Here is a 21,378-nt window from a genome sequence, read left to right as displayed (position 1 = left end):
TCGCGCCACCGCGCCGGGTCGCGAAGGCGGCAACCCCAAGGAGACCGGAACCATGAAGGCAGTCCATACGGCGCTCGTCGCCGCCGCCGCGGCCGCATTCGCCACCGCCAGCCTGGCCCAGCAGCAGCCGCTGAAGGCGCTCGGCAAGGGCGAGGGCCAGGTCGACATCGTCGCCTGGGCCGGCTACATCGAGCGCGGCGCCACCGACAAGAACTTCGACTGGGTGACCGACTTCGAGAAGAAGACCGGCTGCAAGGTCAACGTGAAGACCGCCGGCACCTCCGACGAGATGGTGGCGCTGATGAATGAGGGCGGCTTCGACCTCGTCACCGCCTCGGGCGACGCCTCGATGCGGCTGATCGCCGGCAAGCGCGTGCAGCCGATCAACACCGCGCTGGTGCCGAGCTACGGCAAGGTCGATGCACGGCTGCAGAAGGCGCCTTGGCACCACGTCAACGGCCAGCACTGGGGCGTGCCCTACCAGTGGGGCTGGAACGTGCTCATGTACAACACCAAGGTGTTCGGCGACAAGAAGCCGACCTCGTGGAGCGTGGTCTTCGAGGAGCAGAACCTGCCCGACGGCAAGAGCAACAAGGGCCGCGTGCAGGCCTTCGACGGCCCGATCTACATCGCCGACGCCGCGCTCTACCTGATGAAGAAGAAGCCCGAACTGGGCATCAAGGACCCGTACGAGCTCAACGAGGCGCAGTACAAGGCGGCGCTCGAACTGCTGCGCGGCCAGCGCAAGCTGGTCGGCAAGTACTGGCACGACGCCTTCGTGCAGATCGACGACTTCACCAACGAGGGTGTGGCCGCGTCGAGCAGCTGGCAGTTCCAGGCCAACATCCTGGGCAGCAAGAAGGCGCCGATTGCCACCGTGGTGCCGGTCGAAGGGGCCACCGGCTGGGCCGACACGACCATGATGCACGCCGAGGCCAAGCACCCGAACTGCGCCTACATGTGGCTGGAGCACTCGATCAACCCGAAGCTGCAGGGCGACCTGGCGGCCTGGTTCGGCTCGGTGCCGGCGGTGCTCGACGCCTGCAAGGGCAACAAGCTGCTCGGCGACGGCGGCTGCGAGCGCCAGGGCCTGGGCTCGTTCGACAAGATCGCCTTCTGGAAGACGCCGACCTCCAAGTGCAAGACGCAGAACGACCAGTGCGTGCCGTACCACAAGTGGGTGTCGGACTACATCGCGGTGCTGGGCGGGCGTTGAGCGGCCACTCGTGACGCTGAACGCGATGCCGGCCGAGCGCCGGGCCGCTCCCAAGCCGGCCGGCATCCCCTCGGGGGATCGGCCGGCGTACTCGCCGGACGAGGGGTCGTCATGACCGCTGTCCGGCTCGCCGGCGTCTCCTGTGTGTTCGACGCCGGCGGCAAGCCGGTGCGCGCGGTCGACGGCGTCGACCTCGCGATCGAGCGCGGCGAGTTCTTCACCCTGCTCGGGCCGTCGGGCTCGGGCAAGACGACCTGCCTGCGCATGATCGGCGGCTTCCAGCTGCCGACTGCCGGCTCGATAGAGATCGACGGCGAGGACGTCAGCCGCCGGCCGCCCTTCCAGCGGCCGGTGAACACCGTGTTCCAGGACTACGCGCTGTTCCCGCACATGACGATCGCGCAGAACGTCGCCTACGCGCTGATGGTGCGCGGCGTCGACGCGGCGACGCGCATCCGCCGCGCCAACGAGCTGCTCGAGCTGGTGCGCCTGCCCGGCGTCGGCGAGCGCCGTCCGGCGCAGCTCTCCGGCGGGCAACGCCAGCGGGTGGCGCTGGCGCGTGCGCTGATCAGCGAGCCCAAGGTGCTGCTGCTCGACGAGCCACTCGGCGCGCTCGACCTCAAGCTGCGCGAGCAGATGCAGAGCGAGCTGAAGCGGCTGCAGCGCCAGCTCGGCATCACCTTCGTGTTCGTCACCCACGACCAGCACGAGGCGCTGTCGATGAGCGACCGCATCGGCATCTTCAACCAGGGCAAGCTCGAGCAGGTGGCCGCGCCGGCCGAGCTGTACGGCCGGCCGCGCACCCGCTTCGTCGCCGAGTTCGTCGGTTCTGCCAATGTGATGCACGGCGAGATCGCGCGGGCTCATGCGGGTGCAGCCGCCGTGATGATCCGCCCCGAGCGCGTGCGGCTCGGCGAGGCAGCCGGCGCGCGCGCCAGCGGCACGCTGGCCGAAGTGCAGTACTTCGGCGCCTTCTGGCGCCTGGCGGTGGAGGTCGCCGGCGGCGAGCGCCTGATCGCCGACCTGCCGGTGGCGCTGCACCACAGCGCGCCGGAGCCGGGCCACCGGCTGCACCTGCACTGGGACGAGGACGCGGTGCATGTGATCGCCCAGAGCGACGAAAGCGGCGGAGGCACCGCGTGAACGGTTCGGCGGCCGACCGGCTCTCGGCGCTGCTGGTCACGCGCCGCGGCCTGCTGCTGGCGCTGCTGCTCGGCCCGCCGCTGGCCTGGTTCGGCATCGTTTACCTCGGCTCGCTGCTCAGCCTGCTGGCGCACGGCTTCTTCCGCCTCGACGACTTCTCCGGCCAGATCGTCTACGAGCTCGGCCTGTCCAACTTCCGCGAGATCTTCGCGCCGGCCAACCTCGACGTCGCGCTGCGCACCATCACCATGGCCGTCGCCGTGACGCTGGCCAGCGCCGCGATCGCCTTCCCGATCGCCTTCTACATGGCGCGCCACGCGCGCGGCCGCACCAAGGCGATGATGTATGTCGCGGTGATGCTGCCGCTGTGGTCGAGCTACCTGGTGCGCCTGTACGCCTGGAAGCTGCTGCTGGCCAAGGAAGGCGCGATCTCCTGGGCGGCCCAGGCGCTGCACCTGCAGGGGCTGCTCGACCTGCTGCTGGCCGTGCCGGTGCTGGGCGGGCCGTCGCTGTCGTTCTCGCCGCTGGGCACCTTCGTCGTCTTCGTCTACATGTGGCTGCCGTTCATGATCCTGCCGATCCAGGCGGCGATCGAGCGCATCCCGCCCTCGCTGCTCGAGGCCTCCGGCGACCTCGGCGCCTCGCCGCGCCAGACCTTTCGCCAGGTCATCCTGCCACTGGCCATGCCCGGCGTCGCCGCCGGCTCGATCTTCACCTTCTCGCTGACCCTGGGCGACTACATCATCCCGCAGGTGATCGGCAACTCGACGCTGTACATCGGCCAGGTGGTCTACCGCCAGCAAGGTGTGGCCGGCAACCTGCCGTTCGCGGCGGCGTTCTCGCTGGTGCCGATCGTGGTCATCATTGCCTACCTCTGGTTCGCCAAGCGCCGGGGGGCCTTCGATGCGCTCTGAAGCGAAACCTTCGCTGGCGCTGCGTCTGGCCGCCTGGGGCGGGCTGCTGTTCCTGCACGTGCCGCTGGCGCTGATCGTGCTCTACGCCTTCAGCGCCGAGGACAAGAGCTACGTCTTCCCGCCGCCGGCGCTGACCACGCAGTGGTTCGGCGTGGCGCTGGAACGTGACGACGTCTGGGCGGCGCTGACCCTGTCCGCCCGGGTCGCCGCGCTGTCCACCGCCATCGCCATCGTGCTCGGCACGCTGGCTGCCGGCGCGCTGGCACGCACGCGCTTCTTCGGCCGCGAGGCGGTCAACCTGCTGCTGATCCTGCCGATCGCGCTGCCCGGCGTGCTGACCGGCATGGCGCTGCGCTCGGCCTACCACGCGATGGAGATCCCGTTCTCGTTCTGGACCATCGTCATCGGCCACGCCACCTTCTGCGTCGTGGTGGTCTACAACAACGCGGTGGCGCGGCTGCGCCGGCTCAGCCCCTCGCTGATCGAGGCCTCGATGGACCTCGGCGCCAACGCCTTCCAGACGCTGCGCTACGTGATCCTGCCGCAGCTCGGCTCGGCGCTGCTGGCCGGCGCGCTGCTGGCCTTCGCGCTGAGCTTCGACGAGGTCATCGTCACCACCTTCACCGCCGGCCAGCAGACCACGCTGCCGATCTGGATGCTGCAGGAGCTGATCCGCCCGCGCCAGCGCCCGGTCACCAACGTGGTCGCCGTCGTCGTGATCGTGCTCACCTTCATCCCCATCGTCGCCGCCTACTGGCTCACGCGCGCCGACGAGGAGCCGCAGCGCCGCTGAGCGGCCCGCTCACCCACCTTCCGCCCGCCGAGGAGACACCCATGGCCAACGCACCGATCACCTTCCCCACCGAACTGCTCATCGACCACCAGCGCGTGCGCGGCGAAGGCGCCGTCGAGCCCATCCTCAACCCGGCCACCGGCGAGCTGCTCTGCGAGGTGCGCGAGGCCTCGGCCGAGCAACTCGCGCGCGCCACCTCGGCGGCGCATCGCGCCTTCGCAAGCTGGTCGCAGACCACGCCGGCCGAGCGCGCCGGCATGCTGCTCAAGCTGGCCGATGCGGTGGAGCAGCGTGCCGAGGAGTTCGCCCGGCTCGAGTCGCTGAACTGCGGCAAGCCCTTTGCGCGTGCGCTGGGCGACGAGATCCCGGCGATCGCCGACTGCTTCCGCTACTTCGCCGGCGCGGCGCGCTGCATGACCGGCTCGATCGCCGGCGAGTACCTGGCCGGCCACACCAGCATGATCCGCCGCGACCCCATCGGCGTGGTCGCCTCGATCGCGCCGTGGAACTACCCGCTGATGATGCTGGCCTGGAAGACCGCGCCGGCGCTGGCCGCCGGCAACACGGTGGTGCTCAAGCCGAGCGAGCAGACGCCGCTGACCGCGCTGCTGTTCGCGCAGGTCGCCGCCGAGATCCTGCCGCGTGGCGTGCTCAACGTGGTCTGCGGCCGCGGCGCCAGCGTCGGCCAGCCGCTGGTCGAGAGCCCGCACGTGCGCATGGTCTCGATCACCGGCGACGTGGCCACCGGCCGCAAGATCCTGCAGGCCGCCTCGGGCACGCTCAAGCGCACCCACCTCGAGCTCGGCGGCAAGGCGCCGGTGATCGTCTTCGACGATGCCGACGTGGCGGCGGTGGTCGAGGGCGTGCGCACCTTCGGCTACTACAACGCCGGCCAGGACTGCACCGCCGCCTGCCGCATCTACGCCGCGCCGAAGATCCACGACCGGCTGGTGGCCGACCTGAGCAGCGCCGTCGCCACGCTGAAGATGGGCACGCAGGACGAGGACGGCGTCGAGCTCGGCCCGCTGATCAGCGACCGCCAGCGCAACCGCGTGGCCAGCTTCGTCGAGCGGGCGCAGATGGCCGGGCACATGGAGATCGTCACCGGCGGCCGGCTGCGCCAGGGCGGCGGCTTCTTCTACGAACCGACGGTGATCGCCGGCGCACGCCAGGACGACGAGATCGTGCAGCGCGAGGTGTTCGGCCCGGTGGTCTCGGTCACGCGCTTCCCCGACGAGGAGCAGGTCATCGCCTGGGCCAACGACAGCGAGTACGGCCTCGCTTCGAGCGTCTGGACGCAGGACGTCGGCCGCGCGATGCGCGTCGCCAGGCGCCTGCAGTACGGCTGCACCTGGATCAACACCCACTTCATGCTGGTCAACGAAATGCCGCACGGCGGGCTGAAGTCCTCCGGCTACGGCAAGGACATGTCGATGTACGCGCTGGAGGACTACACCGTGCCGCGGCACGTGATGGTCAAGTTGTAAGCGGCGCTGTCAGCGGCGGTGCAGGGCGGGCGGCTAAAATCGCACCCTTGTCCCTCGAGCCCTCCCCTGCGCCATGCCGCTCTTCTGGAAGCCCTACACCTCCGACGTCACGAACTTCATCGAGCAGCTGAAGGCCGCCCGCCCGACGCTCGAGCAGGAGCAGGCCGCCGGCCGCGCGCTGCTGTGGGACAAGCGCATCGACCGCGACGCCGAGGCCGAGTACAGCGACGCGCGCGTGCCGCAGCAGGCCTACGTCTACCAGACCAAGGGCCAGTGAGGCTCGTTCGGCGATGAGCCAGGACGCCCTGGCACCCGAGGTGCCCGCCATGCCCGCGCCCAGCGTCGACGCGCAGGCGCTGCCGCCGGCGGTGGTCGACAGCGTCGCGGTGGCGCGCCTGTACGGCGAGCCGCTGTTCGCGATGCCGACGGACCTCTACATCCCGCCGGACGCGCTGGAGGTCTTCCTCGAGGCCTTTGAAGGGCCGCTGGACCTGCTGCTGTACCTGATCCGCAAGCAAAACTTCAACATCCTCGACATCCCGCTGGCCGACGTGACGCGCCAGTACCTCGCCTACGTCGACCAGATCCGCAAGACCAACCTCGAGCTGGCCAGCGAGTACCTGCTGATGGCGGCGATGCTGATCGAGATCAAGTCGCGCATGCTGCTGCCGCCGAAGAAGAGCGCCGACGGCCAGGAGCCGGAGGATCCGCGTGCGGAACTGGTGCGCCGGCTGATCGAGTACGAGCAGATGAAGCTCGCCGCCGCCCGCATCGACGCGCTGCCGCTGCTCGGCCGCGACTTCCTGCGCGCGCAGGTGACGATCGAGCAGGCGCTGGCGCCGCGCTTCCCCGACGTCGACGCCGACGAGCTGCGCGCCGCCTGGGCCGACATCCTGCGCCGCGCGAAGCTGAACCAGCACCACACCATCACGCGCGAGCAGCTCAGCGTGCGCGAGCACATGAGCATCGTGCTGCGCCGCCTGCAGGGCCGGCGCTTCGCGATGTTCGAGGACCTGTTCGACACCTCGCGCGGCCCGCAGGTGATGGTGGTCACCTTCATCGCGATGCTCGAGCTGGCGCGCGAGCGCCTGCTCGAGATCACGCAGGCCGAGGCCTTCGCGCCGATCTACGTGCGGCTGGCCTACTCGCCAAACTGAACGACGCTCGTTCCGTTGGCGCCGGGCCGCCCCAAGCCGACGGAACACCCGCCCGGCGGGTGGCGTCGGTACACCGGCGCCGGGTGCCCCATCTAGGCCGGCTCCGCCTCCTGCAGCGGGTCCGATCCGTACTGGTTGCTGCCCGACGTGCCGACCAGGCACATGAACACCAGCAGCACGATGAAGCCGACGAAAGGCACGAAGCCGATCAGGATCCACCAGCCGCTGCGGTCGGTGTCGTGCAGGCGGCGCACGGTCACCGCGATGCTGGGCAGGAGCAGGCCGAGGCCGAGCAGGCCGCTGAGGATGCCGGCGAAGCCGAGCAGGCTCTCGACCACGCTCAGGCCGATCGCGATCAGGATGTAGAACAGCACGAACATCCAGTACTCCTTGCGCCGCGCGCGCCCGGAGAACTCCGCGTACTTCTTGATCACCGCCACGAACCAGTTCATTTTTCTCCCTCCCTGCCCCCGTGATGGTCGTCGTGCAGCCGGCGCCGGGGGTGCCCGCCAACTGCCCGTTCGCGCTCAGGCGCTCTTGACGCCGAGCTTGAAAGCAATCATCGCGCGCAGCTTGTTCGGCACCACCGGCTTGAGCAGCAGGTGGAAGTCCTTCTCCTGCGCCTCCTTGTCGAGCGAGCTCATCGTGCTGCCGGTGACGACGATTGCCGGCAGCTTCGCGCCGAAGCGCTCGCGCAGCGCAACGATCGCGTCGACGCCGTTGCGGCCGTTCTCCAGCCGGTAGTCGGCGATCAGCAGGTCCGGCCGCACCATCGCCGGGTCGCTCGCCGCGGCCCAGGCGCTGCTCTCGGCCACGCTGTCGAACGAGGCGATCTGCGCGCCCCAGCCTTGCAGCAGCACCTCCAGGCCGCTGCGCACCGCCGGCTCGTCCTCGACGATGACGATCAGCCGGCCGGCCAGCGTCAGCCCCAGCGGCCCCTTGCTCCACGGCACGGCCGCCTGCGGCGCCGGCTTGACGCCCACCGGCAGTTCGAGCGTGAACACCGTGCCGCGGCCAGAGCGCGAACGCAGCGTGATCGGCGCACCCATCAGGTCGGCCAGCCGCTTGACGATCGCCAGGCCCAGGCCCAGGCCCTTGCGCTGGTGCGGCGCCACGGCCGGCGTGTTGGGCACCTGGTAGAACTCCTCGAACACCTTGGCCTGCTGGTCCTCGCGGATGCCCAGGCCCGAGTCCCAGACCTGCAGGATCACGTGGTTGCCACGCGCACGCGCGGCCACCAGCACGCCGCCGTCGTTGGTGTAGCGGATCGCGTTGCTGACCAGGTTGCGCAGGATGCGCTCGACCAGCAGCGGGTCGGCATGGACCACCCGGTGGCCACCGCGCAGGTTCAGCGCCAGTCCCTTCTCGAAGGCGGTCGGCTCGAAATGCAGGCGCAGCTTGCGCAGGATGTCGGCCACCTCGAAGGACTGCGGCCGCACCTCGACGCCGCCGGCGTCGATGCGGGTGATGTCGAGCAGTTCGGAGAACAGCCCCTCGAGCGCATCGACCGAGGCATTGATGCTGTTGACGAGGTTGGCCACCTCCGGCTGCTCGTGGGTGCGCTGCCGAAGCGCCTCGGCGAACAGGCCCATCGCGTGCAGCGGCTGGCGCAGGTCGTGGCTGGCGGCGGTGAAGAACTGCGTCTTCGCGCGGTTGGCCACCTCCGCCTCGTGGCGCGCCTGCTCGGCGGCGCGCTTCTCGACGCGCAGCTGGTCGAGCAGGTCGTCGGCGCGCAGCTTCAGCTCGATCACGCGCTGCAGCGCCTGGCGGTAGTTGCGCGCCAGCAGCGTGGTCAGCGTGATGATGATCAGCAGCATGCCGGCCAGGCGCAGGCCGTGCTCGTCGCCGCCGGTGGCGATGCGCACGATCAGCGGCGCGAAGCACAACGCCACGTAGGCGAGAAACATGCGCGGCTGGTTGGCCAGCACCGGCACCGCGGCGATGCAGAAGGTGTAGATGACCAAGATCAGCCCGGTCTGCTGGATGCCCAGCCCGCGCGTGAAGAACAGCCAGCCCGCGAGGCCCCAGGCGCCGGCCGAGCACAGCGTCAGCACGTTCCACCCCAGCCGCCAGCGCGGCCAGTCCATCGCGCCCTCGTGGCGCCGCACCGCGGCCTGGAAGCGCCGCGCGAGCACGATGCGCACGAACCACAGTGACACGAACAGCAGCATCCACGGCAGCATCACCGCCAGCGACAGGCTGCCCCAGAACAACGCCACCAGCATGCCGAAGCCCGCCACCAGGCCAGCCAGCGTGGCCGGCGTGTAGGCATAGGCGGCGAGCACCTCCTCGCCGAGCACCGAGTGGCGCGTGGCCGGCGCCGCGGGTACCGCGGGTGACGGCACCGGCGCCCTCGCGGCGCTCAGCGTGTCGGGTTGCGCCATGCGTTCAGGCCGCCCTTCTGCGTCATCTGGCTGACTGCCAGCACGGCCTGGGTGCGCGAGCTGACGTTGAGCGCGCGCAGCACGGCGGCCACATGGTCCTTCACGGTCTCCACCGACAGATTGAGGTCGCGCGCGATCAGCTTGTTCGGCTTGCCCTGCAGCAGCAGCGCCAGCACGTCGGTCTGCCTGGGCGTCAGGCCGAGCTTCTCGATCGGCGGCTGCGACTGCACTTCGCCGGCCTCGGCCTGCTCGCGCACCACACGCAGCACGCTGGGCACGGTGTCGCCCTCGGGGCCGGCCGGCGCGGACTCCGAGCCCATGGTCATCGGCGGCACGTAGATGCCGCCGGACATCACCACGTTGAGCGCCTCGAACAGCGACTCGTTGCTGGCCCGCTTGGGCACGAAACCCATCGCGCCGAGGTCGATGGCGTGGATCACGTCGCTGCTGCGGTCCGACGCCGACACCACCACCACCGGCAGCGACGGGTACTGGGCGCGGAACTCGGTCAGCACGTCGAAGCCGTGCGCGTCGCCGAGCGCCAGGTCGAGCAGCACCAGGTCGAAGTCGGACGAGGCCTGCAGCGCCTCGCGCCCCTCCTTCGCGCTGCCGGCGCCGACGACGGTGACGTCGTCGCCCAGCCCCTGGATGACACTCTGCAGCGCCGAGAGGATCAGCGGGTGGTCGTCGATCAGCAGGACTTTCATGGCGCAGGCCTCCTCAGACGTAGCGGCGTGACAGCGACTCGGCCACGCAGACCGGCTTGGCCGAGCCTTCGCGCTCCATCGTCACTTCCATCGTGATCTGCGCGCCGCCTTCGATGGGCTCGAAGGCGGCGAGCTTGAAGATGCCGCGCAGGCGGCTGCCCACCGGCACCGGCGCCGGGAAGCGCACCTTGTTCAGCCCGTAGTTGACGCCCATGCGCACGCCGCCGAGCTCGATCGCCGAATCGGCCATCAGCGGCAGCAGCGAGAGGGTCAGGAAACCATGCGCGATCGTCGTTCCGAAGGGGCCAGCCGCGGCACGCACCGGATCGACGTGAATCCACTGCAGGTCACCGGTGGCGCGGGCGAACTCGTCGATGCGCTCCTGCGTGATGGTGACCCACTCGCTGGTGCCGACCACCTGGCCGAGCTGCGCACCGAGTTCTTCCAGCGACGAAAACGTCTTCATGCATCCACCCATTCGATGATCGGTTGCCATTGCGCCAGGTCGCGCTCGAAGCGCGAGGAGCCCACGTCCCACAGCGTCAGGCCGTGGGCGGCGAGGTGCACGTAGTTCTGCGTGTCGCGCAGGAAGCCGAGCACCGGCACCTTCAGGCCCTCGACGAAGGCGCGCAGGTGGTCCGACGAGATCGTGCCCTCGCGCACGCGCATGCCGACGATGGCGAACTTGACCTTGTCGCTGCGCCGGTGCGCCAGCAGGTCGCGCACGAAGGCATGCGTCGCATGGATGTCGAAGATGCTCGGCTGCAGCGGGATGATCACCTTGTCGGCCAGCTTCATCACCTCGTCCAGGCGCTTGCCGTGCAGGCCGGCGGGCGTGTCCAGCACGACGTGGGTGGTGCCCTTGGGCGGGCGCACGATCTCGTCGTGGTGTGTTTCCCAGGTGCCGATGGCCGGCAGGTTCTTCGGCCGGATCGACAGCCAGGTCAGCGCCGACTGCTGCCGGTCGACATCACCGAGCATCACCGAGTGACCGCGCGAGGCGAGGTAGCCCGCCAGGTTGGTCGACAGCGTGCTCTTGCCCACGCCCCCCTTGGGATTGGCCACCACGATCACCGGCATTCGGACCTCCGTCCTCTCGTCTGGTTGTTCGGCGTTTGCGGTTATGGTAACGGCAGCCTCGACCCGCTCCCAAGAACTGCACCCGACGCCATGCCCGAGCCATCGCCAGACGAGAGCCTTGCCCGCCCCGAGGTGCTGGTCCTGGTGGCCCATCCGCAGATGGAGCAGTCGCGCGCCAACCGCGCGCTGATGCGCGCCGCCGGTGAAGTGGCCGCCGCCTCGAAAGGCCGCGTCGAGGTACGCGACCTGTACGCGCTCTACCCCGACTACCTGATCGACGTGCCGACCGAGCAGGCGCTGCTGGCGAGCGCGAAGCTGGTGGTCTGGCAGCACCCGGTGCACTGGTACTCGATGCCGCCGCTGATGAAGCTCTGGCTCGACGAGGTGCTCAGCTTCGGCTGGGCCTACGGCCCCGGCGGCGACGCACTGCGCGGCAAGGACCTGTGGCTCGCGCTGACCACCGGCGGCGCGGATGTCTCCTACCGGCCCGAGGGCTACAACCGCTACTTCTTCGACGCCTTCCTGCCGCCGTGCGAGCAGACCGCGGCGCTGTGCGGCATGCGATTCCTGCCGCCGCTGGTGATGCATGGCGCGCATCGCGCCGGCGCCACGGCGATCGCCGAACACGCGCAGGTCTATGCCGAGCGGCTGGCCAGCTACCCCGGCTGGCCGGAGCTCGATCAGATGCCCGACTGCGTGGCCTGCGAGGTGCCTGCCAGCGAACGCCCGGCGAGCACGGCGGAGCCGCGCTGATGGAACACGGTTCCTGGCTGACGGGCAGCCTCGTCTACCTCGCCGCGGCGGTGCTGTCGGTGCCCCTGGCCAAGGCGCTCGGCCTCGGCTCGATCATCGGCTACCTCGCCGCCGGCATCGTCATCGGGCCCTGGGGCCTGAAGTTCGTCTCCGACCCGCAGGACATGCTGCACTTCGCCGAGTTCGGCGTGGTGCTGATGCTCTTCCTCGTCGGGCTGGAGCTGGAGCCGCGCCGGCTGTGGGCGCTGCGCCGGCCGATCTTCGGCTGGGGCAGCGTGCAGCTGTTCGGCTCGGCGGCACTGCTGACCGGTGCAGCGGTGCTGTTCGGCGTCGACTGGCGCATCGCCATGGTCGCCGCACTGGGCCTGGCGATGAGTTCCACCGCCATCGGCCTGGGCGCGCTGGCCGAGCGCAACCTGATGGCCACCACCTCCGGCCAGAGCGTGCTCAGCGTGATGCTGCTGCAGGACGTGGCCGCGATCCCCATCCTGGCCTTCGTGCCGCTGCTGGCCGCCGGCGGCGTGCACGCCAGCGGCAGCGGCTGGCTCGGCGCCGCCAAGGCGGCCGGCGTGATCGTGCTGATCGTTCTCGGCGGCCGGCTGCTGCTGCGCCCGGCGCTGCGCTGGATCGCGCGCAGCAAGACGCCGGAGATCTTCACCGCCGCGTCGCTGCTGCTGGTGGTGGCCACCGCCGCGCTGATGCAATCGGTCGGCCTGTCGATGGCGCTGGGGGCCTTCCTCGCCGGTGTGCTGCTCGCCGAGAGCGAGTACCGCCGCGAACTGGAGACCGACATCGAGCCCTTCAAGGGGCTGCTGCTCGGCCTGTTCTTCATCGCGGTGGGCATGAGCATCGACTTCGCGGTGGTGCTCGCGCAGCCGCTGCTCGTCGCCGGCCTCGTCGCGGGCTTCCTGCTGATCAAGGCCGCGGTGCTGTGGGCGATGGGCCGCACCATGCCCCTGCCGAGCGGCGAGCGGCCGCCCTTCATCATCCTGCTCGCCCAGGGCGGCGAGTTCGGCTTCGTGGTCTTCCAGACCGCCGCCGGTGCCGGCGTGATCGACGCGCCGACGTCGTCGCTGCTGGTCGCCGCGGTCGCGCTGTCGATGCTGCTGACGCCGCTGGTGCTGCTGCTGTCCGACCGCTTCTGGGCGCGGCGCCATGCGGCGCAGGCCACGCCGGCGCACTACGACACCATCGCCGGTTCCGAGCACGCGCCGGTGATCATCGCCGGCTTCGGCCGCTACGGGCAGATCGTCGGCCGCCTTCTGTTCGCCAACGGCTTCTCGGCCACGGTGCTGGAGCACGACGCCGAGCAGGTCGAGGTGGTGCGACGCTTCGGCTGGCCGGTGTACTACGGCGACGCCACGCGGCTGGACCTGCTGCGCAGCGCCGGTGCCGAGTCGGCACGGGTGTTCGTGCTGGCGATCGACGACATCGAGCAGAGCGTGGAGGTGGCGCGGCTGGTGCGCGAGCATTTCCCGCGGCTGCAGATCGTCGCGCGGGCACGCAATGTCTCGCACTACTACCGGCTGCGTGACCTCGGCATCGAGGCCGTCGAGCGCGAGACACTGGACGCCGCGCTGATGACCGGGCGCAGCGTGCTCGAGCGGCTCGGCTTCGAGCGCCACCAGTCGCGCACGACGGCGATGCGCTTTCGCCGGCACAACATCGAAGCCGTCGAGCAGATGCGCCCGCACTTCGGCGACGAGGCCAAGCTGATCGCGCTGGCCAAGCAGGGCCGGCAGCAGCTCGAGGAGTTGTTCGCCAGGGAGCGCGAGGAGGCGCACGAGCGCCGTGCCCGCTCCGGCTGGAGCGGCCAGGACGGCGATCGGCGCGACGGAACGCCACCGGCCTGAGAAGCCCTCGCCGGCAAATGCAATTGCATTTGCAATAAGATGCCAGCATGGAACGCCAGACCCGCCAGAAGCAGGCCGTGCTGCGCTCGCTCGTCGAGAGCGGCCGCTCGCTGGCGCCGGCCGAGATCCTCGAGCTCGCGCGTTCGGACGTTCCGACGCTGAACCTGTCCACGGTCTACCGGCAACTGCGCACGCTGCACGACGAGGCGCAGGTGGTGAAGGTCGACCTGCCCGGCCAGGCGGCCCGCTTCGAGGCGCCCTGCACGCACACACACGCCCATGCGCGCGGCCACACCGAGCACCACCACCATCACTTCCACTGCGTCGCCTGCGATCGTGTGTTCCCCATCCACGGCTGCCCGGGCGGCATCGACCGGCTGGCGCCGGCGGGATTCCACGTCGAGCAGCACGAGCTGACGTTGCGCGGCCGCTGTGCGGACTGTGCGGGGGCGCAGGCATGAGTCACGGGCACGCACACCACGCGCACGGCCACGAGCACGAGCACAACGATGCGCCGGCGCGGGTCGCCGCGGACGACGTGGCCAGCGTGCTGATGCGCGGCGCCGGCGCCCGCATCGGCGTGGCGCTGGTGGCGATCGCGCTGCTCTGGGCCGCGGTCGCCTGGGCCCTGTCCGATCTGACGACGATATGAGCGCCAGCGCCGTCCGCCTCGTCGACCTGACGGTGACGCACCAGCGCCACCCGGCGGTGCACCACCTCAGCGGCGAGATGGCGCTCGGTTCGCTGACCGCCGTGATCGGCCCGAACGGTGCCGGCAAGAGCAGCCTGCTCGACGCGCTAGCCGGCCGCCTGCCGGTCAGCGCCGGCCGCATCGAGATCGCGCCCGAGCTCGCCGGCCGCATCGCCTACCTGCCGCAGCAGTCGCAGATCGACCGCAGCTTCCCGCTCGGTGTGCTCGACCTGGTGTCGCTCGGCCACTGGCCGCGCCGCGGTGCGCTCGGCGCGATCGAGCGGCCGCTGCGCGATGCCGCGCGCGAGGCACTCGCGTCGGTCGGCCTCGCCGGCTTCGAGCGCCGGCGCATCGGCGAACTGTCGGTCGGCCAGTTCCAGCGGGTGCTGTTCGCGCGCGTGCTGCTGCAGGACGCGCAGCTGATCCTGCTCGACGAACCCTTCAACGGCATCGACGCACGCACCAGCGCGGACCTGCTGGCGGTGGTGCGGCGCTGGCACGGCGAAGCGCGCACCGTGGTCGCGGTGCTGCACGACATGGAGCTGGTGCGCGAGAACTTCCCGCAGTCCCTGCTGCTCGCCCGCGAGCCGGTGGCCTGGGGGCCGACGGCGCAGGTGCTGCGCGCCGAAAACCTGTTCCGCGCCCGCCAGATGGCCGAGCGCTGGGACGAAGCGGCGCCGGTGTGCGAGCGGGCCTGAACATGGGTTTGTACGAGCTGTTCATCCTGCCCTTCGCCGAGTTCGGCTTCATGCGCCGCGCGCTGGTCGCCTGCACGGCGCTGGCGCTGGGCAGCGCGCCGATGGGCACGCTGCTGGTGTTGCGCCGCATGAGCCTGATGGGCGACGCGATGGCCCATGCCGTGCTGCCCGGCGCCGCAATCGGCTTCGCGCTGGCCGGCTTCTCGCTGCCGGCGATGGGTGCCGGCGGCCTGGCCGCTGCACTGCTGGTGGCGGTGCTGGCCGGCTGGGTGGCACAGGTCACCACGCAGCGCGAAGACGCCAGCTTCGCCGCCTTCTACCTGATCGCGCTGGCCATCGGCGTGCTGATCGTCTCGACGCACGGCAGCCCGGTCGACCTGATGCACGTGCTGTTCGGCAGCATCCTGGCGGTGGACGACGTGGCGCTGGTCAGCGTCGCCGGCGTCGCCAGCGTCACGCTGCTGGCCGTCGCCGCCGCCTACCGGCCGCTGCTGGCGGCCAGCGTCGACCCGGGCTTCCTGCGTTCGGTCGGCGGCCACGACCGGGCACTGCACTTCCTCTTCCTGACGCTGGTCGTGCTCAACCTCGTCGCCGGCTTCCAGGCGCTCGGCACGCTGATGGCCGTCGGGCTGATGATGCTGCCGGCCACCGCGGCGCGCTTCTGGGCCCACGAGGTGTGGAGCCTGGCGGCGGTGGCCACCGGCATCGCGCTGGTCAGCGCGGTCGGCGGGCTGCTGCTGAGCTACCACCTGCAGTTGCCCTCCGGCCCGGCGATCGTGCTGCTGGCCGGCGTCGGCTACCTCGTCTCGCTGGCGCTCGGCCGCCACGACAGCCTGCGCGCGCGGCATGCGGCGCTGCGCGCCCACCGCATTGCCTGAACCATGCACCGTCTCCTGCTTCTCCTCGCTGCCTTGTGGCTCAGCCTCCCGGCGCACGCGCAACCGGCGCGGCCGCTGCAGGTCGTCGCCAGCTTCTCCATCCTGGCCGACATGGCGCGCGAGGTCGCCGGCGACGCGGCGCAGGTCCACAGCCTGGTCGGCGCCAATGCCGACGCCCATGTCTTCGAGCCGACGCCGGCCGACGCGCAGCGGCTCGCACGCGCCGACCTGGTGATCGTCAACGGCCTGCACTTCGAGGGCTGGATCGAGCGGCTGGTGCGCAGCTCCGGCTACCGCGGCACGGTGGTCGAGGCGACACGCGGCATCGAACCGCGGCGCGCCGGCCGCGGTGTCGATCCGCACGCCTGGCAGAGCCTCGCGCACGCGCAGCGCTACGTCGAGAACATCCGCGCTGCGCTGGTCGCCGCCGCACCCGCCCATGCCGCTGCCATCGATGCCCGCGCCGCCGCCTACCGGCAGCGCCTGGCCGCGCTCGACGCCAGCGCGCGCACCGCCTTCGCCGCCATCCCGCCCGAGCAGCGCCGCGTGGTCAGCACGCACGACGCCTTCGGCTACCTCGGCGAGGCCTACGGCATCACCTTCATCTCGCCGCGCTCGTGGAACACCGACAGCGAGGCCTCCGCCGCCGGCGTGGCCGCGGTGATCCGGCAGGTGCGGCAGCACCAGGCGAGGGCGCTGTTCGTCGAGAACATCACCGACCGGCGCAGCATCGAACGCATCGCGCAGGAGACCGGCGCGCAGGTCGGCGGCACGCTGTACTCCGACGCGCTGTCGCCGCCCGGCGCCGGCGCCGACAGCTACCTGCGGCTGTACGAGCACAACGTGAAGGTCATTGCCGCCGCGTTGCAGGCGGCCGCGACACGCTGAACAGCCCATCCATCCAGGGATCCCCAAGATGAAGAGAGTCCTGCTCGCGCTGGCCATCGTCAGCGCCCTGCCCGCCTGGGCCGGCAAGCCCCATGTGCACGGCGCCGCCACGCTCGATGTCGCGGTCGAGGCCACCGGCCTGACCCTCTCGCTGGACACGCCGCTGGACGGGCTGCTCGGCTTCGAACGCGCCCCGCGCACGGATGCGCAGCGGCGTGCGGCTGAGCAGGCCATCGCGACGCTGCGCGCTGCCGGCACGCTGTTCGTCATCGACCCGGCGGCGCAATGCCGCGTCGCCTCGGTCGAACTGCTGTCCGCGGCGCTGAAGCTCGGCCCCGCGGCGGCGCCGGCAAAGGACGACGGCCACGGCGACCTGGAGGCCGAGTACACGTTCACCTGCCAGTCGGCGCCGGCCTTCATCGAAGTCGGCCTGTTCAAGGCCTTCCCGCGCATGGGTCGCCTGGACGTGCAGACAGCGACGGCCAAGGGCCAGCGCAAGCTGGTGTTGAAGCGCCCCGCGCAACGCATCGATCTCTCACGCTGACATGCTCGAGCTGCGCGGTGTCCGCTTCGCCTGGCCGCGCGCCTCGCGCGACTGCATCGCCATCGACGCGCTCGATGTCGTTGCCGGCCAGACGCTGTTCCTGCACGGCCCGAGCGGCTGCGGCAAGAGCACGCTGCTGTCGCTGCTGGCCGGCGTGCTGATCGCGCGCGAGGGCACGCTGACGCTGGCCGGCCGCTCCTGGGCGGCGATGTCGGGCAGCGCGCGCGATGCCTGGCGCGCCGACCACGTCGGCTACCTGTTCCAGCAGTTCAACCTGCTGCCCTGGCTGAGCGTGCTCGACAACGTGCTGCTCGGCTGCCGCTTCTCGCGCGTGCGCGCACAGCGTGCGGCGCAGCGCAGCGGCTCGCCGGCGGCGCAGGCACGCTCGCTGCTGCAGCACGTCGGCATCCCGGCCGAGGCGTGGGCCCGCGAGGCGCGCGAACTCTCGGTCGGCCAGCAGCAGCGGGTGGCCGCGGCGCGCGCGCTGATCGGCGCGCCCGAGGTGGTGATCGCCGACGAGCCGACCTCGGCGCTCGACGCTGCATTGCGCGACGGTTTCATGGACCTGCTGCTGCGCGAGTGCCGCGACAGCGGCAGCACGCTGGTGTTCGTCAGCCACGACGAGCGGCTGGCCGCGCGCTTCGACCGTGCGGTCTCGCTGCCCGAACTGAACCGTGCCACCAGCGCGGTGGAGCCATGACTGCGCTGCTCAAGCTCGCCGCCGCCAGTGGCTGGAACCGCCGCGGCACGCTGGCGCTGGTCGCGCTGTCGATCGCGCTGGCCACGCTGCTGCTGCTCGCCTTCGAGCGGGTGCGCCTGGACGTGCGCGACAACTTCTCGCAGGCCGTCAGCGGCACCGACCTCGTGGTCGGCGCGCGCACCGGCCCGGTCCAGCTGATGCTGTACGCGGTGTTCCGCCTCGGCGGCGCGACCAACAACATCCGCATCGACAGCCTGCGGGCGATCGAGTCGCACCGCGCCGTGGCCTGGGTCGTTCCGCTGTCGCTGGGCGACTCGCACCGCGGCTTCCCGGTGCTCGGCACGACGAAGGACTACTTCCAGCGCTTCCACTACGGCGACCGGCAGCCGCTGCAGTTCGCGCACGGAGTGCCCTTCAGCGGCGATCTCGACGGCCTGTACGGCGCGGTGCTCGGCGCCGAGGTCGCGCAGCGCCTGCACTACCGGCTCGGCGAGCGCCTCGTGCTCGCCCACGGCGCCGGCACGCTGCCCGGCAGCGAGCATGCCGACAAGCCCTTCAGCGTGGTCGGCATCCTCGCACCCACCGGCACGCCGGTGGACCGCACCGTGCACATCAGCCTGCAGGCGCTGGAAGCGATCCACCTCGACTGGTCGGCCGGCGTGCCGATGAAAGGCCTGTCGATTCCCGCCGAGCAGGCGCGCAAGTTCGACCTGGAACCGAAGCAGGTCACCGCCGCACTGGTCGGACTGAAGGGCCGTGCCGCGGTGTTCAACGTGCAGCGCTTCGTCAACGGCTACGAGGGCGAGCCGCTGATGGCGGTGCTGCCCGGCGTCGCGCTCGACGAACTGTGGAACGTGGTCGGCGTCGGCGAGACGCTGCTGCTGGCGCTGTCGGGCCTGGTGGCGCTGGTCAGCCTGGCCGGGCTGGTGGCCACCGTGCTGGCCGGGCTGAACGAACGCCGGCGCGAGCTGGCCGTGCTGCGCGCCGTCGGCGCCGGCCCGCGCCACGTGCTGCTGCTGCTCGCCGCCGAGGGCCTGCTGGTCACGCTGGCCGGCGTGGCGCTGGGCGTGATCGCCTGCTGGACGTCCATCGCGCTGGCCGGCCCGTGGGTGCAGTCACATTACGGCATCACACTGAACCTTTCGGCGCCGAGCGCCTCGCAATGGCAGATGCTCGGCGCGGTGCTGGGGGCCGGCATCGCCGCCAGCCTGGTGCCGGGCTGGCGTGCCTACCGGATGTCGCTGGCCGACGGGCTGGCGCCGCGCAGTTGAACCGAGGAAGTCGCATGACCCGAATCATGATCTCGCTGCTGGCCGCGATGGCCCTGGCGTTGCCGCTGGCCGCGCCGGCGCAGGACAAGAGCCCGATCAAGCCGCCGCCCGCCCGCGCCGGCTACGCCGACATCAGCTGGGACGAACTGGTGCCCGGCGACTGGGACCCGTTGAAGCAGTTCAAGGACATGAATTTCGGCCTGCTCAACGACGCCGACCCGCGCGCCGCCGAGGCGCTGAAGAAGATGCGCGAAGTGTGGGACAACGCGCCGATCAACAACAAGATGGACGGCAGGAACATCCGCATCCCCGGCTACGTGGTGCCGCTGGAAGAGGGCAAGAACGGCATGACCGAGTTCCTGCTGGTGCCCTACTTCGGCGCCTGCATCCACACGCCGCCGCCGCCGTCGAACCAGATCATCCACGTCAAGCCGAAGGAGCCGGCCAAGGGCCTCAAGTCGATGGACGCGGTGTGGGTCGACGGCACGCTGAAGACGCTGCGCTCCGACACCTTCATGGGCGCCAGCGGCTACCGCATGGAGGCGGTCGGCTTCGAGCGCTACGTCGAGAAGGCGGCCAAGTAGCGCCCGTCACCGCAGCCCGTCCCAGAGCAGCTTGGCTCCGGTGAGGAACATGCCGGCATAGGCGAGCCGGTAGAACCAGCCGGCGTCGATGCGCTTCGTCGCCCACACGCCCAGCCAGACGCCGATCGGCGCCAACGGCATCAGCACCAGCGAGGTCGCCATGTTGCGCACGTCGATCAGGCCCAGCCAGGCATAGGGGATCCACTTCGAGAGGTTGACCGCAGCGAAGAACACGGCCGACGTCGCCGCGTAGGTCATCGGGTTCAGCCGCAGCGGCAGCACGTAGGCGTTCCACGGCGGGCTGCCGGCGTGGGCGACGAAGCTGGTGAAGCCCGAGGCGATGCCGAGCACGAAGCCCAGCGGCTTCGGCGGCGGCGGGTGGTCGGCACGCGGCGGGAACAGCAGCCGCTGGGCGAGGAACAGCAGCGTCAGCGCGCCCACCACCGCGGCCACCGTCTTCGTGCTCAGCACGCCGAACAGCAGCGTGCCGACCACGGTGCCGAGCAAGCCGGCGGGCAGCATCAGGCGCAGCAGCGCGCGGTCGCAGTGGCGCCAGAGCTGCTGCAGGCCGGTGGCATCCATCACCAGCAGCAGCGGCAGCATGATTGCCGCGGCCTGCGGCACCGGAATCGCCAGCGCCATCAGCGGCACCGCCAGCGAGCCGAAGCCGCCGAGGAAGCCGCTCTTGGACAAGCCCATCATCAGCACCGCCGGCACGGCCACGGCATAGAACGCCGCGTCGTGGATCAGCGGCCATTCATTCCAAACACTCCAGGCCGTCATAGGGCGACAATTCTGCGATGTTTGCCCCTTCCCAGAACGACGTGCGGCGCTTCTTCTGCGAGACGCACCGCAAGGCCCGCGACGGCATGCCGCTGACGCCGATGGAGACACTCGCCGCCCACTGGATCGCCGAGCACCCGGAGTACCACGCCGAGCTCGACGACCTCGACGCGGCGCTGGCCGCGGTCTACGAGGTCGAGGGCGGCCGGACCAACCCGTTCCTGCACCTGTCCATGCACCTGACGATCACCGAGCAGGTCTCGATCGATCAGCCGCGCGGCATCAAGCAGGCGTTCGAACTGCTGGCCGCGAAGCGCGGCTCGGCACACGAGGCGCAGCACGAGGTGATGGAGTGCCTGGGCGAGATGATCTGGGCCTCGCAGAGGAGCGGGCTGCCACCCGACGGCGAGCGCTACCTCGAGTGCGTGCGCCGACGCGCGACGCGCTGAAGCAGCTCAGGCGGCCGTCACCGGCCGGTCGGCCACCGGCGGCTGGCCCGGCGGTGCGCCCAGGCCACCGGACGACGCCATCGACTGCGCCGCGACCAGCGTGGTCTGGCGCGTCTCGCCGAACAGCGAGTTGCGGAACACCGAGGCCTCGCCACGGTCGCCGATCGCCCACAGCAGCAGCGCACGGGCCGACATCGGCTTGGCGAACAGGTAGCCCTGCAGTTCGTCGCAGCCCATCTCGGCCAGGATCTGGTGCTGGCGCGGGTTCTCCACGCCCTCGGCGACCACCTTCAGGCCCAGCGCATGGGCCAGCTTGAGCACCGCGTCGACCACCGCACGGGCGTCGGGGCTGTGCTCCAGGTCCTGGATGAAGCTGCGGTCGATCTTCAGTTCCTCGGCCGGCAG

Annotated in this window: 26 protein-coding genes; 19 read left to right on the top strand and 7 right to left on the bottom strand. The window is 70.7% G+C overall.

The genetic code is table 11. From position 1 onward, the window contains the following. The first annotated feature begins 52 nt into the window (after positions 1-52). The 7 genes from AAG801_RS21830 (at position 53) to AAG801_RS21800 (ending at position 6,710) form a co-directional block, all read left to right on the top strand. On the top strand, positions 53-1,216 hold the full coding sequence (locus AAG801_RS21830) for an ABC transporter substrate-binding protein (RefSeq protein ID WP_341890241.1): 1,164 nt from the start codon (positions 53-55) through the stop codon (positions 1,214-1,216). Positions 1,217-1,327: 111 nt separating this feature from the next. Beyond that, on the top strand, positions 1,328-2,359 hold the full coding sequence (locus AAG801_RS21825) for an ABC transporter ATP-binding protein (protein ID WP_341890240.1): 1,032 nt from the start codon (positions 1,328-1,330) through the stop codon (positions 2,357-2,359). Beyond that, a complete protein-coding gene (locus AAG801_RS21820; RefSeq protein ID WP_341890239.1) occupies positions 2,356-3,273 on the top strand; it encodes an ABC transporter permease in 918 nt (305 codons plus the stop codon). Before AAG801_RS21825 ends, AAG801_RS21820 begins: the two co-directional genes overlap by 4 nt. Then, on the top strand, positions 3,263-4,066 hold the full coding sequence (locus tag AAG801_RS21815; RefSeq protein WP_341890238.1) for an ABC transporter permease: 804 nt from the start codon (positions 3,263-3,265) through the stop codon (positions 4,064-4,066). Before AAG801_RS21820 ends, AAG801_RS21815 begins: the two co-directional genes overlap by 11 nt. Before the next feature lie 41 nt (positions 4,067-4,107). Beyond that, positions 4,108-5,553: a gamma-aminobutyraldehyde dehydrogenase gene (locus tag AAG801_RS21810; RefSeq protein ID WP_341890237.1), complete on the top strand. Its 1,446-nt coding sequence runs from the start codon at positions 4,108-4,110 to the stop codon at positions 5,551-5,553. Between the two features lie 73 nt (positions 5,554-5,626). Next, positions 5,627-5,830, top strand: coding sequence for a DUF3460 family protein (locus tag AAG801_RS21805; protein WP_341890236.1), 204 nt, complete (start codon positions 5,627-5,629; stop codon positions 5,828-5,830). Between the two features lie 49 nt (positions 5,831-5,879). Beyond that, positions 5,880-6,710, top strand: a complete 831-nt coding sequence (locus AAG801_RS21800) for a ScpA family protein (protein ID WP_341890247.1) — start codon at positions 5,880-5,882, stop codon at positions 6,708-6,710. 92 nt (positions 6,711-6,802) lie between these two features. Here the strand turns inward: AAG801_RS21800 and AAG801_RS21795 are convergent, their stop codons facing one another. The 5 genes from AAG801_RS21795 to AAG801_RS21775 all read right to left on the bottom strand — a co-directional run bounded on the left by AAG801_RS21795 (position 6,803) and on the right by AAG801_RS21775 (position 10,881). Further along, positions 6,803-7,162, bottom strand: coding sequence for a DUF805 domain-containing protein (locus AAG801_RS21795; RefSeq protein ID WP_341890235.1), 360 nt, complete (start codon positions 7,160-7,162; stop codon positions 6,803-6,805). Between the two features lie 75 nt (positions 7,163-7,237). Next, entirely contained in the window at positions 7,238-9,094 is a 1,857-nt protein-coding gene (locus AAG801_RS21790; RefSeq protein ID WP_341890234.1) for a hybrid sensor histidine kinase/response regulator, read from the bottom strand. Then, a complete protein-coding gene (locus AAG801_RS21785) occupies positions 9,073-9,801 on the bottom strand; it encodes a response regulator transcription factor (protein ID WP_341890233.1) in 729 nt (242 codons plus the stop codon). Before AAG801_RS21785 ends, AAG801_RS21790 begins: the two co-directional genes overlap by 22 nt. Before the next feature lie 13 nt (positions 9,802-9,814). Continuing rightward, a complete protein-coding gene (locus AAG801_RS21780; RefSeq protein WP_341890232.1) occupies positions 9,815-10,267 on the bottom strand; it encodes a MaoC family dehydratase in 453 nt (150 codons plus the stop codon). Continuing rightward, positions 10,264-10,881: a ParA family protein gene (locus AAG801_RS21775; protein WP_341890231.1), complete on the bottom strand. Its 618-nt coding sequence runs from the start codon at positions 10,879-10,881 to the stop codon at positions 10,264-10,266. The genes AAG801_RS21780 and AAG801_RS21775 overlap by 4 nt, the downstream gene beginning before the upstream one ends. Positions 10,882-10,971: 90 nt before the next feature. On the opposite strand from AAG801_RS21775, the gene AAG801_RS21770 reads away from it, so the two are divergent. Genes AAG801_RS21770 through AAG801_RS21720 form a run of 11 tightly spaced genes read left to right on the top strand, consistent with a single transcriptional unit; the run spans position 10,972 to position 19,741 of the window. Then, positions 10,972-11,634, top strand: coding sequence for an NAD(P)H-dependent oxidoreductase (locus AAG801_RS21770; protein ID WP_341890230.1), 663 nt, complete (start codon positions 10,972-10,974; stop codon positions 11,632-11,634). Next, entirely contained in the window at positions 11,634-13,487 is a 1,854-nt protein-coding gene (gene kefC / locus AAG801_RS21765) for a glutathione-regulated potassium-efflux system protein KefC (protein ID WP_341890229.1), read from the top strand. The genes AAG801_RS21770 and kefC overlap by 1 nt, the downstream gene beginning before the upstream one ends. Positions 13,488-13,534: 47 nt before the next feature. Next, a complete protein-coding gene (locus AAG801_RS21760) occupies positions 13,535-13,948 on the top strand; it encodes a transcriptional repressor (RefSeq protein ID WP_341890228.1) in 414 nt (137 codons plus the stop codon). Continuing rightward, the gene (locus AAG801_RS21755; RefSeq protein ID WP_341890227.1) at positions 13,945-14,139 is read left to right on the top strand and encodes a hypothetical protein; all 195 of its coding nucleotides are present in this window, start codon (positions 13,945-13,947) and stop codon (positions 14,137-14,139) included. The genes AAG801_RS21760 and AAG801_RS21755 overlap by 4 nt, the downstream gene beginning before the upstream one ends. Beyond that, positions 14,136-14,876 carry an ABC transporter ATP-binding protein gene (locus tag AAG801_RS21750; protein WP_341890226.1) on the top strand — a complete coding sequence of 247 codons (741 nt, stop codon included), beginning with the start codon at positions 14,136-14,138 and terminating at the stop codon, positions 14,874-14,876. The genes AAG801_RS21755 and AAG801_RS21750 overlap by 4 nt, the downstream gene beginning before the upstream one ends. A gap of 2 nt (positions 14,877-14,878) precedes the next feature. Beyond that, positions 14,879-15,754, top strand: coding sequence for a metal ABC transporter permease (locus tag AAG801_RS21745; protein ID WP_341890225.1), 876 nt, complete (start codon positions 14,879-14,881; stop codon positions 15,752-15,754). 33 nt (positions 15,755-15,787) lie between these two features. Continuing rightward, positions 15,788-16,642, top strand: coding sequence for a zinc ABC transporter substrate-binding protein (locus AAG801_RS21740; protein WP_341890224.1), 855 nt, complete (start codon positions 15,788-15,790; stop codon positions 16,640-16,642). A 28-nt stretch (positions 16,643-16,670) separates the two neighbouring features. After that, the gene (locus AAG801_RS21735; RefSeq protein WP_341890223.1) at positions 16,671-17,186 is read left to right on the top strand and encodes a DUF2796 domain-containing protein; all 516 of its coding nucleotides are present in this window, start codon (positions 16,671-16,673) and stop codon (positions 17,184-17,186) included. Position 17,187: 1 nt separating this feature from the next. After that, entirely contained in the window at positions 17,188-17,886 is a 699-nt protein-coding gene (locus AAG801_RS21730; protein ID WP_341890222.1) for an ABC transporter ATP-binding protein, read from the top strand. After that, entirely contained in the window at positions 17,883-19,157 is a 1,275-nt protein-coding gene (locus AAG801_RS21725; protein WP_341890221.1) for an ABC transporter permease, read from the top strand. The genes AAG801_RS21730 and AAG801_RS21725 overlap by 4 nt, the downstream gene beginning before the upstream one ends. Before the next feature lie 14 nt (positions 19,158-19,171). Further along, a complete protein-coding gene (locus AAG801_RS21720) occupies positions 19,172-19,741 on the top strand; it encodes a DUF3299 domain-containing protein (protein WP_341890220.1) in 570 nt (189 codons plus the stop codon). A 6-nt stretch (positions 19,742-19,747) separates the two neighbouring features. On the opposite strand, the gene AAG801_RS21715 is transcribed toward AAG801_RS21720, so the two are convergent. Next, on the bottom strand, positions 19,748-20,524 hold the full coding sequence (locus AAG801_RS21715) for a sulfite exporter TauE/SafE family protein (protein WP_341890219.1): 777 nt from the start codon (positions 20,522-20,524) through the stop codon (positions 19,748-19,750). 17 nt (positions 20,525-20,541) lie between these two features. Between AAG801_RS21715 and AAG801_RS21710 the strand changes: the two genes are divergently transcribed. Further along, a complete protein-coding gene (locus tag AAG801_RS21710; RefSeq protein ID WP_341890218.1) occupies positions 20,542-20,973 on the top strand; it encodes a DUF1841 family protein in 432 nt (143 codons plus the stop codon). 6 nt (positions 20,974-20,979) lie between these two features. Here AAG801_RS21710 and AAG801_RS21705 read toward each other — a convergent pair. After that, the coding region (locus AAG801_RS21705) for an EAL domain-containing protein (RefSeq protein ID WP_341890217.1) at positions 20,980-21,378 on the bottom strand (399 nt) is incomplete at its 5' end.

The sequence above is a fragment of the Variovorax sp. YR752 genome, assembly GCF_943372545.1.
Note: the sequence above shows the minus strand (reverse complement) of the source record. Positions and strands in the feature narration are given on the sequence as shown.